The following is a 15,178-nucleotide window of genomic DNA, read 5'->3' as shown; positions in this document are numbered from 1 at the left end:
CGACCGAGGAAACAGACATGGCAGCAGACCCATCGCCGGCCGATGACCTGGCTGCGGCCAAGGAACGGGGATGGCGGGAGAGCTCGGCCATCGATGCTGCCTTCGCCGCCGGTCACCTCGACCAGCAGGGCTGGCACGACGCCGTCCGCGCGCTCATCGAGCCCGCCTACCTGGCCGCCGACAACCCCCGCGCCCAGTCCGGACACAGCGGCGACGCCGCCCACTGGGAACGTGCCCGGCGCCCCCTGACCCGGGCACTGCCACTCGGCGGAGGCGACTTCCTCGACATCGGATGCGCCAACGGTCACCTCATGGAGACCCTCACCGCCTGGGCGGCACAGGACGGCATCCGGATCGAGCCGTACGGCGTGGACATCTCCCAGGCCCTGGCCGCACTCGCCCGCGACCGGTGCCCGCAATGGAGCAGCAGAATCTGGCACGCCAACGCCATGGACTGGACGCCCTCGCGCACCTTCGCGATCGTGCGCACGGGCCTGGACTACGTCCCGCCCACGCTGCGCGGCACCTACGTCCGGCACCTGTTGCACGCCGTGGTCGCCCCCGGCGGCCGCCTGATCGTCGGCGTCTTCAACGAGGAACGCGATCAGGACCGCCTTGAGGGCGACGTGGCGTCGATGGGCTACCGCGTGGCCGGCCACGTCACGGCCCCACACCGTCACCCGGGCCTGCTGTACAAGGCGTTCTGGGTCGACTCAGATGCCGAACCCAGCGGTCCGTGACCACCCACCCAACCAACCATTCAGGCAGCGCACCAGACTACTCTGGGGCGGTACAGACGTCCCGGGGCCACCCGCCCCACCGGCATCCCGAGCCGACGAACGGCGTGGCACTCCCCTCCGAGTCGAGTGCCACGGCTACGGTTGCCTACTGCGGCATTGGTCTGCTGCTCCTACCGCGAACCTCGGCCCCTCGGGTTCAGGCGGAGGCGAAGAAGCGCGGTCTTCGACCAGCCCCAGCCCTCCACTCCAGTACCGCACGCAGTACCTCTTCCTCACGTTCCGCGGGCCGACGGATCTCCGAGTGAAAGGTGCTTGCCGATGTCGGCCTCCCAGATCAGCAGCCGCGCCCGTACGTACGCCCTCTACACCGGCGCCCCCCGCCAACTCGCGTGCGACGTCGTCGCCGCCCTGCCGCCGGACGCGCCCCTCATCCCGGCACCAGCCGCACACGCGCAGCTCCTCTTCGAGTCCGAGATCCTCTACTGGGTCCTCAACTCCCAGCGGCACTACTTCGAGTACCCGCTCGGCATCCGGTACGTCCAGCCCACCGCGGCCGGCCTGCGCCTGCACATGGAGAGCAACGCGAGCCTCGACAGCCTGCTGTCCGGACTGCTGCCGTGCCGCGTGCCGATGCGCACCGGGCGGGACGAGATCTACGGTCTCAACGGCGTCCGCATCTGCGCGCGCACCGAGCGCGGCATCGAACTCCGCCGGCTCGGACAGCCGACCAGCCTCCAGCTGACCGGTCCCTCCCGCCGCGCCTTCGAGAAAGCCGAGGCCGCCATTGCCCAGCGCGTCGAGGACAACGGCGGGGAAGCCTGCTGGCTGGCCGAAGGCACCTGGACCGACTACGAGCGGCAGTGGGACGACGAGCGCCAGCCGCTCTCCTACGACTCCACCTGGCGCGCCGCCGCCTGGCTGCCCAGCGGCCTCCTGCGCCGCCTTGGCCTTCTGCACACGGTCGCCATTCCCCAGGTCGTCACCGGGCACGAGGCGAGGCTGGGGGAGTTCTGGATCCTGGAGATGGACCACTTTTCCGACACCGGCCTGCGCCGCGCGGAGCTGGTGCAGGCGCTGACAGACCCCGTGAACGGCCTGCCGCTCGAACTGCGCGGACACCGGGACCTGACACCCGGCGAAGGCCTCGGCCTGGTGCTGCTGAAATCCCCGGACCGCACCGCCGCGCTCCAGCTGCGCTACGACCGCGTCGACTACCCGGAGAAGGACCGCGCCGAGATGTTCAGGGCGATCCGGCAGCGCATCGGCAAGCTGACGGGCGAGGCCCCGCTCCCTCTCGTGCCGGGAGGCCGGGCCGACGGGTGACACCGATGCCGCGAGGGCCAGGCCGCCCGGTGCTGCGCCGGCCCCCTAGCCGCCAAGCGCCTCTTCACCCGCAGGGGTTGCTGCTGGCCATCGATGTTCCATGCCTCGCCCGATTGGCGTACCGTCACCGAACTGCCAACGTCCTAGGGTGGGATGACGTAGGCCGATCGGGGAGAGGACGGCGTCGGGGGTGGTCGCGGGTGATGACGACGAATGGGGCGAACGGGCGGTATGCCGTACCGCTGATCCGGAGAGCTGTTCGTAGAAGGCGCAGCCCAGAACAGGGCGAAGACGGTCTGCAGTGGCTGTTCGGTGCGCACGGAGTGCCTTGCCCATGCTCTCGATCAGCGTATCGAGCACGGCGTGTGGGGAGGCACGACGGACCGGGAACGACGCGCGCTCCTGCGTCGGCGCCCGACGGTGACGTCATGGCGAAACTTGCTGGAGGCAGCCCGCAGGGAGCACGACCGGTCGGCACGTAACTGGAGATGGTCCGCGCTGGCAGGCAGCCGGCTGACGCGGTCGGCGCGGAGCCCGTATACGAGCCCCCTCACACTTCCGCGTCGACTGGAGGCGACACCACGCTTCCCAGGCTCAGGGGCGGGATGGAGTGACCCGCCTTCGGCTCCTGACGGTGCCACTGCTGGCCGGACTGACCCGTGCCAACTCCCGCTGCGCCCTCCGGCTCCCGCCACTCCACGACAGCACCGGGAAACTGCTCCTCGGCCCGCCGATCGCACCACTCCAGGGCGTCCTCGAGTTCGCTGAACAGGGCTCGGCCGACACCCGCGAACGTGGCAAGGAAGTTGACGGTCGGATCGCTCATGAGTCCCGAGCGTAGACGTGACGCGGAGGCCATTGCCCCATGCGGTCAGACCGAGCCACGCACGTGACCAGAACCAGCGCCCAGCCCCGGCCCCCTGTCCAGCCGCTGCACGTGCAAGGGGCCTCCCCCGTGACCGAAGCCGCTCGCGTGTCTTGCTCCGGGGTGACCGGCCGCGGGCCTACTGCAGTGTGTCCAACTCGGCGTCGACGTACCCGAACGCGCGGGCCATGTGCACCAGGGCGCGCCTCGCCAGGTCCCGACGCTCGGACGAGGGGACGCGGGGCTCGCCGGTGATCGTGACAGCCATCATGGGCCGACTACCGTCACCGGGGCCGAGCGGCGCCAGGTCGACGAGGGTCTCCAGGGTGGGCAGGACGTCGTTCGGGGCGGGCCGCTCGCTGCTGAGCCGCAGCTCGGTGGTGGGCGGGGCCGCCCACGGCAGATCCCCGGCGTCGACGAGGCCGGGCAGGAGCTCGGCGGCCATCTCCCATGCACTCAGCAAGGCAACCTGAGCCTCCTCCAGGCGCAGCCGCGTCTCCCAGCCGGGGCCGAGAGCCGCAGCCCACGCCGTGGTGTCCTCGACCAGGACCTCCGCGCAGGCGACCACGGTGGACTCCATCGACGACGGCAGGGCGAGCATGACGCCGGCCCTCAGGGCCGGGGTGCCGTCCGGGGTGGTGATCGTGCACGTGTAGGCGACTGAGCGGGAGGAGTTGCCGTACGGAGCCCGCTCCCACCGCGCGGCTGGCAGATCCGCACCCCGGCGTTTCGACAGCATCGTCAGGTCACCGGCCAACGCGCTGTACGGGAGCTGCTGTTCGAGCTCGTGGCGCCGCGACTTGGTGATCTCCAGCGCGTCCGGCCCGGCCCATGGGAGATTGACCACGGCGCGCAGGCGCAGGGCCGGTGTCTGGCCGGCGGTCCAGTTCGTCGCTGACCGGCCCTGGTGGAGGCCGAAGCGGGGGAGTGGCTGCCACCGCCACATGCCGTTCCCCGGCCGCGCCAAGCGGCCCGCACCCCATGTCCCGCCGTCAAGGTCCACGCTCCCCGCGTCAGCCCGGATCACCCACGGCCCGCTCTCGGCTTCGGGTGGGACGGGGTAGCCCACGGCTGCGAGCGGGTCTTGGCCCGCGGCGCCCCGTCCGGCTTCGATGATCGCCTGCCAGACGGGCGCGGCGACCGCGACCGGCGAGCGACCGGCCACCAGGCACAACACCCACTCCGACTCCTCGTCACGGACATGATGCAGGTCCTGCAGGGCGGCCGGCCCGTGGGCCCACGCCTCCCCGGCCGGCTTCCCCAGCCCGGCCTCGGCCAGCTGCCGGTAGGCCTCGCGCAGCTCCCGCTCCCGGTCCGGGAGCCCCTGCCCCACCCGCAGCTCAGTCAGGTCCGTCCCGGACACGGCCTCGCGGACCAGCTCGGCGAGTGCCTGAGCCGTCGGCATGCCGGAGGCCCGGACCCCGGCGGAGAGCAGTTGCTGGATCTCGGTCCGCATCAGCCAGTGCGTGCTGTCTCCGTCCCGCACCGGCACAGCGACCGTGTCCGGTCGGACCGAGCCGGGCTTCCCGACCGGTGCCGGCACGACGAAGAGCGTGTCGACGGCCTGCGCGGGGACGTGGATGAACACCACCCGCTCGTCCTTGCCGGACCAGCCGACCCGCACCCCCCGCAGTGACGGCGTGATCTGGGCGCGGATCAGCTTGCGGATCTGGTCCAGGTTCACCGATGCGGGCTCGACTCCGACGATTCGGTCAAGTACTTCCTCGTCGTGCTCCAGACGGGTCGCGATGCCGATGACGATGACGCCGCCGCCCCCATTGGCGAAGGCGCCCACGTCCTTGGCGAGCTCCTCGACCGCGCGCGGATTAGCCAGCTGGTACGCAGCGGCCTTCGCGTCGAGCCACTGCGTCTCGCGCAGTTCGAGAAGGGAGCCCGGCTCATGAGCATCCAGCGCGGCCAGCGCGCTCTTCAGATCCATCGACACCCCGGCAGTATCCACCGGCACATCTGCCTCCGGGCGCCGGAATTCGTGGTTCACGCTCACCGCGGGCTGTGCGCTGATCTCACCTATCGCCCAGCTGAACCAGGAAAGCGAGCAGGACTCGGCCTGCTCACCCCTCCACGGGCTCGAGAACGACGTCGATGGTGAGGGCGAACCGGGGCTGTGTGGTGCGGCCGGTGCCTTGGGCCGCCTGGAGCGTCTGCTCGCTGCAGCTGCCGAGCCACAAGCCCACGACCAGATCGGGCAGGTACTGCTCCATGGGCACCGCGGTGTGCCGGACGGCTGTGTAGCCAACGGTGAACTGCTGGGAGGACGGACGGCGGTGGCACCCTCAACGGCAGCAAGGAACTTCGCCGGAACCACCAGCACATCACCGGCGCCCCGGATCAGCCAGTACACCGCGCTGGCACTGTGTTCCAGCAGGTCGTGCAGCTGACGGCGCTTGATGGTCCAGGAGTCGTCGCGCCCGGACCGGCCGGGAACGCGTATGTCGACGACGACGCCGATGTCGGCGCCGGCCTGCTGGTCCTCGCGATCCGCACCAAGCTCATGGAGAAGATCGGCATCATCAACGGCGGCTGAGCACCAACCAGAAAACCTAGGGGATCAGAAAACATAGGGGAGGGGAGAGGCGTGAGCTCACGGATGCGAAACCGCCTGCGCGCGTTCGCCCGCCGTCGCCGGCTGCGCGGCAACGACCGCGGTTTCGGAAGTGTGGAGTTCGCGGTCCTGGCCGTCGTCGTCCTCATGCTGATCTTTACCGCTATCCAGGTCGGCCTGTACTACCACGCGCGCAAAGTCGCCCAGTCCGCCGCACGCCAGGGGGTTGAGGCGGGACGGGCCTTCGGCGCCAGCGAGGGTGACGGTGTCGCCCAGGCTCAGGACTTCCTCGCCTGGTACGGCAACAGCGTGCGCGGTGCGAGCGTCTCCTCAACCGGCAGCACCGCCCAGGAGATCCGCATCACCGTCCGCGGCAGCGTCGCGACCCTCGTGCCCGGCCTGGAACTGGACGTGGTGCAGTACGCCGACGCCCCGATCGAGCGCTGGACGAACCCGTGAGCGCCCGAATGCGGCACCTCATGTCGGCGCTCCGCCGTGACCGGGGCAGCTACGCAGTCGAGACCGCTGTCCTCGCCCCGTCATGATTGCCCTGCTCCTACTGATGATCGCGTTCGGCCGGGTAACCGACGCCGAAGGTGCCGTGGACTCCGCCGCCCGCGCGGCCGCCCGCGCCGCATCCCTGGAACGCGATGCCGGCAGCGCCCAGTCGCAGGCGCAGGCCGCAGCCGTACGCAGCCTGCAAGGCGAGGGCGTGACCTGTCAGACCTCCAGCGTGGTCGTCGACACAGCCGGCTACGCGCTCGACGTCGGCGTGGAAGCCAACGTGACGGCGACGATCTCGTGTACCGCGGACCTGTCCGACATCGGACTGCCCGGGCTGCCCGGCGCCAAGACCCTGACCGCGTCGTGGACCAGCCCCATCGATACCTACCGGGGGAGGACGGGCCAATGAGCACTTGGGTTCAGGAATCCCGACGTCGCATCGAGATTCTCACCAGCCGCCAGCGCGACCGGGGTTCCATGTCGCTGTTCTTCGCTCTGTCCTCGCTCGCGATCCTCATGGTCATGGGGCTGCTCGTGGACGCCGGCGGAGCGCTGAACGCCGCCAACCGGTCCACCTCACTCGCCCAGGAAGCGGCCCGTACAGCCGGCCAGCAGCTTGACCCCGCAGCCGCAGTCGAGGGCACCGCGATCACCATCGACCCGGACGCCGCCGTCGGCGCCGCCCAGGACTACCTCGCCGCGGCGAACGTCCAGGGTGACGTGCAGGTCACCGATGGCGGGCAGACCCTCACCGTCACCGTCCACGACACCTACGACACCCTGTTCGCGCAGCTGGTGGGCAAGTCAACGATCACCGTGACCGGCACCGCGAAAGCTCATCTGCAAGCCCAAGCTGGAGGCTGAGCCGCAATCATGGCCCACCGCACCCCCGCCCCCCTGCGCTTCATCGGCTCCCTGCTGCGCGCCCTGATCGGCCTCGCCCTCCTGGTCGCGCTGGTCGTCGGCGTGCCGTACCTGCTGTTCAAGGTGGGCCACCAGCCGACCGACCTCTCCGGAGGGCTGGACCTGCTCATGCGGCAGGACGACGGGACGCTGTTCCTGACCGCCCTCACCTGCATCGGCTGGGTCGGCTGGGTGGCGTTCACGTTCTCCGTGCTGGTGGAGATCGTGGCCGTGCTGCGCCGCCGCTCCGCACCCAGCATCAAGGGCCTGGGAGGCCTGCAGTCCCTCGCCAGCTTCCTGATCGGCGGCATCGTGCTGCTCGCCCCCACCGCGGCGTCGGCGGCCACCGTGACACCTGCTGTCGCAGCGACTGCCCTGCACACCGCGGGGGACACCAGCCTCACCACCACACCCACCAAAACCAGTTCGGCGAATTCCGCGACGCAGGAGACCGACTGGCCCACGCACACGGTCTCCACGCCCACCGAATCGCCGTGGGACCTGGCGGAGGAGTACCTCGGCAACGGGCAGCGATGGAGGGACATCGCCGCCCTCAACCCCGAAATCCCCGAACTGGCCGCCGGTGACGGCTACCTGCCCAAGGGCGCGGTCACCAAGCTGCCGGCTGACGCACGGCCCGTCGCCCCCGCCACCAGCCCCACGCCCACCGCCTCGGCCCCCCAGTCTCCGGCAGTCAAGGCCCCAGCTGCGGACACCAGCCCCACGCCACAAGCCCAGAAGCAGGAGACCGGGCAGGTCGCCGACCGCACCGACGACACCTCAGCCCCGGCCAAGAGCGACGCGGAGCGCCCCGCGAGCGTCACCGTCCAGGAGGGTAACAGCCTCTGGGGGATCGCCGACAAGTACGGCGAGCCCACCGACTGGACCAGGATCTATGAGACCAACAAGGGCAAAGCCCAGCCCGGCGGCGGAACCTTCGACAATCCGGACCTGATCTACCCGGGCCAGGAACTCGACCTGCCCCAGCCGGACGCGCAGGCCGATCCGCCAGCCGACTCCGGTACCGAAACCCCGCCGGTCTCCGACGATCAAACGCCGGAGAACAAGCCCGACAGCAAGACCAACGACAAGGCACCAGACCGGGGCGAGGAGGAGCACGAACGCGACGCGCAGCAGCCAGCCCCGGCCACCACAGTGCCGGCCCCGTTCCCGAGCCGTACGGCCCAGCCGTCCCCGGGCACTCCCAGCACCGTCGCCCCGGCACCCAGCTCCCAGGACACCGGTCGCGATCAGACCCCCGCCACGGCACAAGCACACAACGAGCACGCCCTCGCGCCGGCCGCCGTATGGATGGGCGCAGGCGCTCTGGCCGACGCCCTGGTCGGCACGCTGGCGGTACGCCGCCGCCTACAGCAGCGCCGCCTTCGCCCGGGCCGACGCATCCCGATGCCCCAGGGCCGCGCGGCCGCAACCGAGCAAGGCCTGCGCGCCGCCCAGCACCCCACCGGCTTCGACCTGCTGAACACCACCCTGCGCTCCCTCGCCCTGAACCTGACAGCCGCCGACCGAGAGCTTCCCGTGATCGAGGCAGTCGTCCTGCACGAGTCACGCGTCGAGCTCCACCTCGACCGGGACACCGCGCCCATGAAGCCGTTCGCCGCCGCGGCCGGACGTCAGGACATGTGGACCTGTACGGCCAGCAACCCTGATCTGGCTGACGAAGACGCCCTCAAGGACGCGGACGCCCCCTACCCGGCGCTCGTCTCGATCGGCTGGGACGACAAGGGCCACCTCGTCCTGGTCGACCTCGAGCACGTCGGCATCCTCCAGCTCGCCGGTGACGACGACTTCGCGCGGCACGTTCTGCAGGCCATCGCCGTCGAACTCGCCAGCACCCCGCTACCGGGACACCTGGAAGTCACTGCCCTGGCAGACGTGGCGCCCGGCCTCGAAGAGGCCGCCCCCGAACGCGTCGCCCGGACCGAAAACCTGGCCGACGCCGCCGCCGACGTGGAAGCTCACACCGCCGACCAGCGCCGCACCCTCGCCAGCATCGGCACCGACTCGCTGCGGGCCGCCCGGCTGTCCGACGACGCCCAAGGGGCCTGGACACCACACATCGTCCTCGCACAGAACCTGCCCGACGGAGCCGACACCGACCGTCTCTTCGACGCTCTCACCGAGCAACCCCATACGGCGGCCGCCGTCATCACCACCGGTGCCGCCTCCACCGACACCTCGGCCGACGCCTGGACGCTGACCTGCCAGAGCCCCGACGAGACCATCGTGCTCCCCGGATCCAACCTGCCCATCCATCTCCAAGGCCTGAGCGACGAGCACTTCGCGGACGCCATCGAACTGCTCACCCTTGCCGCCAGCGACGCCGATGTTCCGGCACCCGACTGGGTCCGTGCCGACCCCGACGAAGACGAAGACGAAGACGATGAGGCCTCGGGCGAGGACGGTCTGCCCGCTGAGTACGCCGCCGAAGAGGAAGCGCTCAACGACGACGAGGAGTTTGCTCTCGCAGCTGGCCCCGTCACTCAAGCACCCCAGACCGGTGATGCCAGTCTGGGTACAGCCGACCGCCTGACCTTGGAGAAGGAACCGGCCGACGACGCCGACGGACAGGGGGAGCGGCCCGCCGGTCTCTCGCTCGCCGACGTCCTGGCCGAAGAAGACGATGTTGCCGAGGACCAGCCCCGTACCGGGCCCGCCGACCCTCCCATGGTGCTGGCCACCCCCTGCGCAGTACCCACCAGGGCCGTCCACGTCACCATCCCGGCTCCGACCACCACGACCACGGCGTCTCCCCTTCCCCCGCAGACGGAAGACCCGGAAGCGGGCGATGGGCTCGACGTGCTGCTGCTCGGCCCCATCAACATCGCAGGAACCACCGGCCGCATCGACTCCAGTCGCAAGCGAATCGGCACCGAGCTGGTCGCCTTCCTCGCCCTCAACCCGGGCGTCGACCACCACGCCATCGACGACGCCCTGTGGCCCGGCCGCATCGGCAACAAGGACAGGCGCAACCAGGTCATCTCCCGCACACGGTCCTGGCTAGGCACGGACACCGGCGGCAAACCACACTTCCCGCGCGTCCACGACACAGGCGACAACCGCTACCGCCTCGGCCCCCACACCGCCTGCGACTGGACCCGATTCCAGAAACACACCCGCAAGGGCCTGGCCGACCACACAGAAGACGGCGACCTTGCACTGCGCCGCGCACTCGCCCTGGTCCGCGGCCGCCCCTTCACCGGAATCGACCCCGGCCGCTACGCCTGGGCCGAGCCCGCCATCGAGGAGATGGTCTCGGCGATCGCACACGTCGCGTACGAACTGTCCACGCGCCGCCGCGAAGCAGGAGATGTCCCCGCCGCCTTGTGGGCAGCCCGCCGAGGCCTGCTCGCCGCCGAGGAGAACGAGACCCTGCACCGCCAGATCTTCCTCGCCCACCACGTCGCCGGCGACATCGACGCCCTCCGTCACGCCGCCGCAACCCTGACGAAGATCAACGAACAGCTCGGCGGCGGGGTCGACATGGACGCCGAGACGGCGGAACTTCTGCGCAATCTGCTGCCCCGGCCCCTCACTACTCGCTGAGGGCGCAGGGCGCGCGTTACGGCTTGGCGTACTTCAACGGGCGAACGTACAGGTCACCCTGGATCGCCCAGAGCTTCGCCTTGCGCATCGTGATCCTCATTGCGTAGAAGGATTCACGATTGAGAGTCATGACGGATGAGTTGCGCCATGTGAGCCGGTGCCAACCGTTGCCGAGATCTCGAAGTGTGCTGTTGTCGGCTTCGAAACCGGGTTGGACGACGGTACCTCCCTGGTTCATCAGGTCCACCTCGATCCGGCCGCCGTCTTCGATGTCGACGAGCAACTCGACGTTCTCGCCGAAGAAGTTGAAACCCTGCGAGGTGATGGAGGAGGGCTGGTTCCCTCTGCGGCTGCCGTAGCAGGCGAACTTGTCCTTCTCGATGTAGCCCCTACCGAGTGCGGACTCACGCCAGTCGGTGTGCCGGCCCTTCCCGCCCATGTAGTAGAAGTACAGCTTGTCGTCGATCTCCACGGGGACCGAGGAGAAGATGACGCTGCTGTCGAAGTCGCCGCGCGGGTACTTTTCCATGCCCTTGCCATGCGGGATGAGCGTGCTGTCGTCGAGTGCGACGTTGTTCCACTCGGTGAGATTGATGGACCACTGCAGTGCCAGGTCGACGGTGTCGTAGTACGGAAGCGTGGTGTCGCCGTCGCGGTACAGCGAGGCGAGCCCGAGGTAGAGGCCGCCGTACTCGAAGACCGGCATCGAGTAGATCTGGGAGTCGAATCCGTTGCCCCGGTGGACCTCGACCGGCTTGGACCAGTTGATGAAGTCCGTGGACCGCGACATCGCGGATACGCGGATGTTGCTGTCCCACAGGCGTGTGATGAGTACGTACTCGCTCGTGCGCGAGTCGCGGAAGACGAGGTTGTGGCAGTCCGCACCGGGGGACGGGCTGTTGGCCGGCCAGGGCTTGAGATCGCTGAAGTGGATACCGTCCGACGAGAAGGCCACGCACAGCGACGCCTTGTCCGCCTCACGCAATGTGATCAGCTTGTACCGGCGGGTGGGGTCCGGGTCTGCGGGGTCGTAGAGCACGGACGTTCCCTGGACGTGCTCGAACAGGATGTTGTTGTCCTTGCTGCCGTCGAAGCTGACCAGCCCCAGCTTGGGCTTCGTCCAGTGCACGCCGTCGGTGGACTCGGCGTAGCAGCAGCCGGTCTCCCTGTTCGCGATGACGTAGTCCCGCCCGCGCCTTTCCTCCGGAGGCGTGTCGAGCGACGCGGGGTCGCGGAGGAAGAGCGTGTAATAGCAGCGGAACTTCTTGTGCTCCGGATCCCAGAAGACGTTCGGGTATCCGTTGTCGAAGCGCGGCTCCCACGGCAGCCGGGGATTCTCGAAGATCCCTTCCCGGAAAAGGGGGTTGTGCTCTTCGTCCTTGACGAAATCGCCCATCTCGATGCGGCAGTTCGCCATTCCCCGGTGGCCGTTCCAGATTCCGGTGTCGAACGCGAAGTACTTGTGCGGCCCTCTCGTCGGGTCGGTCGACGGAGAGATGCCGGCCGTGGGTGCTGCTGCCGACGGACTCGCACTCGACGGTCCTGCCGCGGCCAGGGTGCCCGCGGCACCCATCGCCGTCGCGGCCAGGCCGCCGAGCAGTACGCCCCGCCTCGTCACCCGACTGAAGGCCTCGTCACTCATGCGCTCTCCCCATCTTTTACACAAAGCTCGGGACTCGGACAACGGACGTATGACGTCTGCTGCTTGACGGCAAGATTGCCAGCGCCCCCACGTACGGCGCAAGCCTCAGGAACAGCACTTCTTGCTGACGGCGGGGTGTGACGACGGGCCCCGTGCCCGCCCCTCGCCCGCTCCACCCGGCGTGCGTGATCGGGCCGGGGCTGGTCTGCTCCTGTGCGCTTTGCTGGTATGCCGCCGTCGGCGGCGGCCTCTTTCGGGCTGCCGTCCGCCAGCGGCAGCCCGGCTGGCCCTATGGGTCCGGGGTGCTGATCCGGGCGAGCAGCAGGGCGACGTCGTCGTCGGGTGCGGGGTCGAGCCGGTCCAGTACGGTTCGGCTGAGGTCGTCCAGCGGCAGCGCGGAGTTGGCGGTGAGCACGTCGCGGAGCTGGGTCAGGCGCTGGTCGAGGTCCGTGCAGCGGGTTTCCACGAGGCCGTCGGTGTAGAGGGTGAGAATGCTGCCCGGGGACAGTGGCAGGTCGGTCGGTACGAAGTCGATGCCGCCGACGCCCAGTGGCGCTCCGGCGGGTAGTTCCAGCAGTTCGGCGGTGCCGTCGGGGTGGATGACGGCGGGTGGGGGATGGCCTGCCCGGGTGATCGAGCAGCAGCCGGCTGCCGGGTCGCAGACCGCGTAGGTGCAGGTGGCCAGGGGTGTGTCGGGAAGGTCCGGCAGAGCGGTGTCGAGCTGCCGCAGCAGCTGCTCGGGGGGCAGCGCCAGGCGGGCGAGCGCCCGCATGGTGCTGCGCAGCTGACCCATGGCGGCCGCGGCCGCGATGCCGTGTCCCATGACGTCCCCGACCATCAGGGCGGTCCGTCCTTCGGGCATCTCAACGACGTCGTACCAGTCACCGCCGACCACGTTGACGTCGCTTGCGGGCCGGTAGCAGTGGGCAATCTCGATCCCGGGCGGAGGAGTCAGCCGGTGCGGCAGCAGGCTGCGCTGCAGCAGCACTGCCGTGTCGTGTTCGCGGGTGTACAGGCGGGCGTTGTCGAGGTAGAGGGCCGCGCGGGGAGCGCCCGGAAGAAGGTGGCCACCCCCAGCGCCCTGCCGCGGGCGAGCAGCGGGACCATCAGCAGGGAGTGGACCCCCAGCTCGCGAAGCTGCCGGATGGCGGCGGTGTGGCAGGAGGAGGCGGTGACGGTCCGCTCGTCCACCTCGGCGACCACGAAGGGGTACCGAAGTGCTATGGCCTGCACGTAGGGTGCACCGGCCGGATAGTGCAGGGTCGCGCCCAGCGGGGCGAGGGCCTCGGCCGCCGGCGAGCCCTGGGCCGGGGCCTTGCCGAGCCGCCGTACCGTGATGCCGCCGGTCAGGTCGCTGCCGGGATCCTCGGCGTCGTCGGCGACCCCCGTCATCAGGTCCACGGTGGCGATGTCGGCGAGCCCTCGCAGCGCCACGTCGGCCAGTTCCTGCGCGGTCTGCGCCATGTCCAGGGTGGTACCGATGCGGGTGCCGGCCTCGTTGAGCAGGTCGAGCCGCCGGTGGCTCTCGGCGGCCGCCTGCTCGGCCCGGTCCCGTGCGGTGACGTCGACCACCGAGGCGCCGACGCCGAACGGGCGTCCCCGGGTGTCCTGCAGACGGAAGTAGGAGCACGACCACGCCCGGTCCTCGTACGGGGTCGCCGGGGTGCGGCCCGTTGCGCGGAAGTCGACCGCGGACTCGCCGGTGTCCAGCACCCGCTGCATCACGGTCTCCACCTCGGCGCTGTTCACACCGGGCAGCACCTCGGACAGCCGCCGACCGAGGTGCCCCGCCTCGGTCACGCCATTGATCGCCTCCAGAGCGGTGTTGACACGCAGATAGCGCAGTTCGCTGTCGAAGACGCACAGCCCGATCGGCGAGCGGCTGAACAGCCCGTCCAGAACGGCGCGGGACACCCGCATCTCCAACGCTGCGGAAACGTCCACGAGGAACACGAGCACATCGCCGCCGGCACCGGGCGGTTCCGGGACCTGGTAGGCCCACACCGCGAGCTCCATCAGGTGCCGGTCCCGGTGTCGCGCCGTGCACGGTCCCGTCGTGGCACGGCCGGCGGCGGCCCGCTCCAGCAGCGACCAGGCCGCGGAGCGGCCTTCCGCCGGGATGAGCAGCTCGCCCCGGCTGCCCAGCACCTCCGACGCCGGATAGCCGAGCAGGGCCTCGGCCGCCGCATCCCAGTGGACGATGCGGCCCAAGGCGTCCACCCGCACCCCGGCCACCAGCAATTCGTTCGGCCACAGGCCACCCAGGCGTACCTCCGCTGCGTCGGCCGCCTGGTCGAATACTTCGGGACGGTGCATGAGGCTCCTAGCGGGCTGCTCTCTTCCACTATGCGGCCATCTGCGCGAGGCTCACGAGTGGGCCGGACATGCCCGGCGTGACACCGCTGGACCTGGCGTGCGCCTAGGCCCTCGGCAGCACGGGGTAATCCCCGCTCTCTGGAGTAAGCGCGGCGCCAGCGATCAACCGGCCACGCACAGTTACATTCTGTGCTCCTGTATGTGCCGTCTGTGCCTAGCCTGTTTCTGTTTGCGGTCGAGGCCCAGACCCCCGAACAGCGGGCGGAGTGCGTTCGACGATCTCGACGTCAATGCCGATGCGGGTGCCGTGAACGGCGACCTGGTTCTTGAAGCCCTGGTCGACCAGCGCCTTGCGGACGGTGTCGCCGGTGTGTGCGGCGACCTGGTCCAGCAGGGCGATGCCCGCGGCGTTGTCGTGCGTGCTGGCGGAGAGGACGATGACGGCGATGACCAGGCCCAGAACGTCCACGGCCAGTGCCCGCTTCCGGCCGGGCACCCGTTTCGCCGGGTCCCGGCCGGTCGTGGAGGCGGGGACCCCGGCAGCCGCGTGGACACTCTGTGTGTCCAGCACCACCAGGGTCGGGTCCTCTAATCGGCGGGCCCGCCCGCGGACCTGGCAGCGCAGGAGTTCTTGGATGACCTGGTCGGTTCCGTCGTCCCGCCAGGCGGCGAAGTAGTAGTACGTAGCGGGGGCTCAGGCGGCTCGCCGAGAGCACGCACCGGATTCCGCACGGCCCCGTCCCCCGGGTGACGAC

At 69.9% G+C, this 15,178-nt stretch carries 13 protein-coding genes and 2 pseudogenes; 8 read left to right on the top strand and 7 right to left on the bottom strand.

Translation table 11 applies throughout. The annotated features are described in order from the left end of the window. The first annotated feature begins 17 nt into the window (after window positions 1-17). The 3 genes and pseudogenes from OG306_RS01035 to OG306_RS01025 all read left to right on the top strand — a co-directional run. On the top strand, window positions 18-740 hold the full coding sequence (locus OG306_RS01035) for a class I SAM-dependent methyltransferase (protein ID WP_266908089.1): 723 nt from the start codon (window positions 18-20) through the stop codon (window positions 738-740). 318 nt (window positions 741-1,058) lie between these two features. Further along, window positions 1,059-2,063 (top strand): hypothetical protein, encoded by a 1,005-nt coding sequence (locus tag OG306_RS01030; RefSeq protein ID WP_266908087.1) that lies wholly within the window; start codon window positions 1,059-1,061, stop codon window positions 2,061-2,063. A 223-nt stretch (window positions 2,064-2,286) separates the two neighbouring features. Beyond that, window positions 2,287-2,540: pseudogene (locus OG306_RS01025) on the top strand (WhiB family transcriptional regulator); the annotation flags it as partial. Window positions 2,541-2,613: 73 nt separating this feature from the next. Here OG306_RS01025 and OG306_RS01020 read toward each other — a convergent pair. From OG306_RS01020 to OG306_RS01010, 3 genes are all read right to left on the bottom strand, one after another. Next, on the bottom strand, window positions 2,614-2,889 hold the full coding sequence (locus OG306_RS01020) for a hypothetical protein (RefSeq protein ID WP_266908141.1): 276 nt from the start codon (window positions 2,887-2,889) through the stop codon (window positions 2,614-2,616). Window positions 2,890-3,067: 178 nt separating this feature from the next. Next, window positions 3,068-4,867, bottom strand: a complete 1,800-nt coding sequence (locus OG306_RS01015) for an RNA-binding domain-containing protein (RefSeq protein WP_266908139.1) — start codon at window positions 4,865-4,867, stop codon at window positions 3,068-3,070. Window positions 4,868-5,000: 133 nt separating this feature from the next. Next, a complete protein-coding gene (locus tag OG306_RS01010; RefSeq protein WP_371665044.1) occupies window positions 5,001-5,150 on the bottom strand; it encodes a hypothetical protein in 150 nt (49 codons plus the stop codon). A gap of 152 nt (window positions 5,151-5,302) precedes the next feature. On the opposite strand from OG306_RS01010, the gene OG306_RS01005 reads away from it, so the two are divergent. From OG306_RS01005 to OG306_RS00985, 5 genes are all read left to right on the top strand, one after another. Then, complete coding sequence (locus OG306_RS01005) at window positions 5,303-5,473, top strand: hypothetical protein (protein WP_266908083.1); 171 nt, start codon at window positions 5,303-5,305, stop codon at window positions 5,471-5,473. A gap of 51 nt (window positions 5,474-5,524) precedes the next feature. Next, window positions 5,525-5,950: a TadE family protein gene (locus tag OG306_RS01000; RefSeq protein WP_266908081.1), complete on the top strand. Its 426-nt coding sequence runs from the start codon at window positions 5,525-5,527 to the stop codon at window positions 5,948-5,950. 82 nt (window positions 5,951-6,032) lie between these two features. Then, a complete protein-coding gene (locus OG306_RS00995) occupies window positions 6,033-6,404 on the top strand; it encodes a pilus assembly protein (protein WP_323187901.1) in 372 nt (123 codons plus the stop codon). Next, window positions 6,401-6,859 (top strand): TadE/TadG family type IV pilus assembly protein, encoded by a 459-nt coding sequence (locus OG306_RS00990; protein WP_266908079.1) that lies wholly within the window; start codon window positions 6,401-6,403, stop codon window positions 6,857-6,859. Before OG306_RS00995 ends, OG306_RS00990 begins: the two co-directional genes overlap by 4 nt. A 9-nt stretch (window positions 6,860-6,868) precedes the next feature. Continuing rightward, a complete protein-coding gene (locus tag OG306_RS00985) occupies window positions 6,869-10,465 on the top strand; it encodes a LysM peptidoglycan-binding domain-containing protein (RefSeq protein ID WP_371665043.1) in 3,597 nt (1,198 codons plus the stop codon). Window positions 10,466-10,481: 16 nt separating this feature from the next. Here OG306_RS00985 and OG306_RS00980 read toward each other — a convergent pair whose 3' ends face one another. From OG306_RS00980 to OG306_RS00965, 4 genes and pseudogenes are all read right to left on the bottom strand, one after another. Then, window positions 10,482-12,107 (bottom strand): hypothetical protein, encoded by a 1,626-nt coding sequence (locus OG306_RS00980; RefSeq protein ID WP_266908075.1) that lies wholly within the window; start codon window positions 12,105-12,107, stop codon window positions 10,482-10,484. A 289-nt stretch (window positions 12,108-12,396) separates the two neighbouring features. Continuing rightward, complete coding sequence (locus OG306_RS00975; RefSeq protein WP_266908073.1) at window positions 12,397-13,095, bottom strand: PP2C family protein-serine/threonine phosphatase; 699 nt, start codon at window positions 13,093-13,095, stop codon at window positions 12,397-12,399. Then, window positions 13,059-14,423, bottom strand: coding sequence for a PAS domain-containing protein (locus tag OG306_RS00970; protein ID WP_371665042.1), 1,365 nt, complete (start codon window positions 14,421-14,423; stop codon window positions 13,059-13,061). The genes OG306_RS00975 and OG306_RS00970 overlap by 37 nt, the downstream gene beginning before the upstream one ends. Window positions 14,424-14,652: 229 nt before the next feature. Continuing rightward, window positions 14,653-15,111: pseudogene (locus OG306_RS00965) on the bottom strand (transposase); the annotation flags it as partial. Between the last annotated feature and the right edge of the window lie 67 nt (window positions 15,112-15,178).

Origin of the sequence: Streptomyces sp. NBC_01241 (assembly GCF_041435435.1) — a bacterium.
GTDB lineage: Bacteria > Actinomycetota > Actinomycetes > Streptomycetales > Streptomycetaceae > Streptomyces.
Note: the sequence above shows the minus strand (reverse complement) of the source record. Positions and strands in the feature narration are given on the sequence as shown.

Bases quoted from the DNA above. Each gene is read 5' to 3' on its own strand.
- OG306_RS00995 (WP_323187901.1), top strand. From the start codon at position 6,033: ATGATTGCCCTGCTCCTACTGATGATCGCGTTCGGCCGGGTAACCGAC.
- OG306_RS01020 (WP_266908141.1), bottom strand. From the start codon at position 2,889: ATGAGCGATCCGACCGTCAACTTCCTTGCCACGTTCGCGGGTGTCGGC.
- OG306_RS01010 (WP_371665044.1), bottom strand. From the start codon at position 5,150: ATGGAGCAGTACCTGCCCGATCTGGTCGTGGGCTTGTGGCTCGGCAGC.
- OG306_RS00970 (WP_371665042.1), bottom strand. From the start codon at position 14,423: ATGCACCGTCCCGAAGTATTCGACCAGGCGGCCGACGCAGCGGAGGTA.
- OG306_RS01015 (WP_266908139.1), bottom strand. From the start codon at position 4,867: ATGGATCTGAAGAGCGCGCTGGCCGCGCTGGATGCTCATGAGCCGGGC.
- OG306_RS01035 (WP_266908089.1), top strand. From the start codon at position 18: ATGGCAGCAGACCCATCGCCGGCCGATGACCTGGCTGCGGCCAAGGAA.
- OG306_RS00985 (WP_371665043.1), top strand. From the start codon at position 6,869: ATGGCCCACCGCACCCCCGCCCCCCTGCGCTTCATCGGCTCCCTGCTG.
- OG306_RS00980 (WP_266908075.1), bottom strand. From the start codon at position 12,107: ATGAGTGACGAGGCCTTCAGTCGGGTGACGAGGCGGGGCGTACTGCTC.
- OG306_RS00990 (WP_266908079.1), top strand. From the start codon at position 6,401: ATGAGCACTTGGGTTCAGGAATCCCGACGTCGCATCGAGATTCTCACC.
- OG306_RS01030 (WP_266908087.1), top strand. From the start codon at position 1,059: ATGTCGGCCTCCCAGATCAGCAGCCGCGCCCGTACGTACGCCCTCTAC.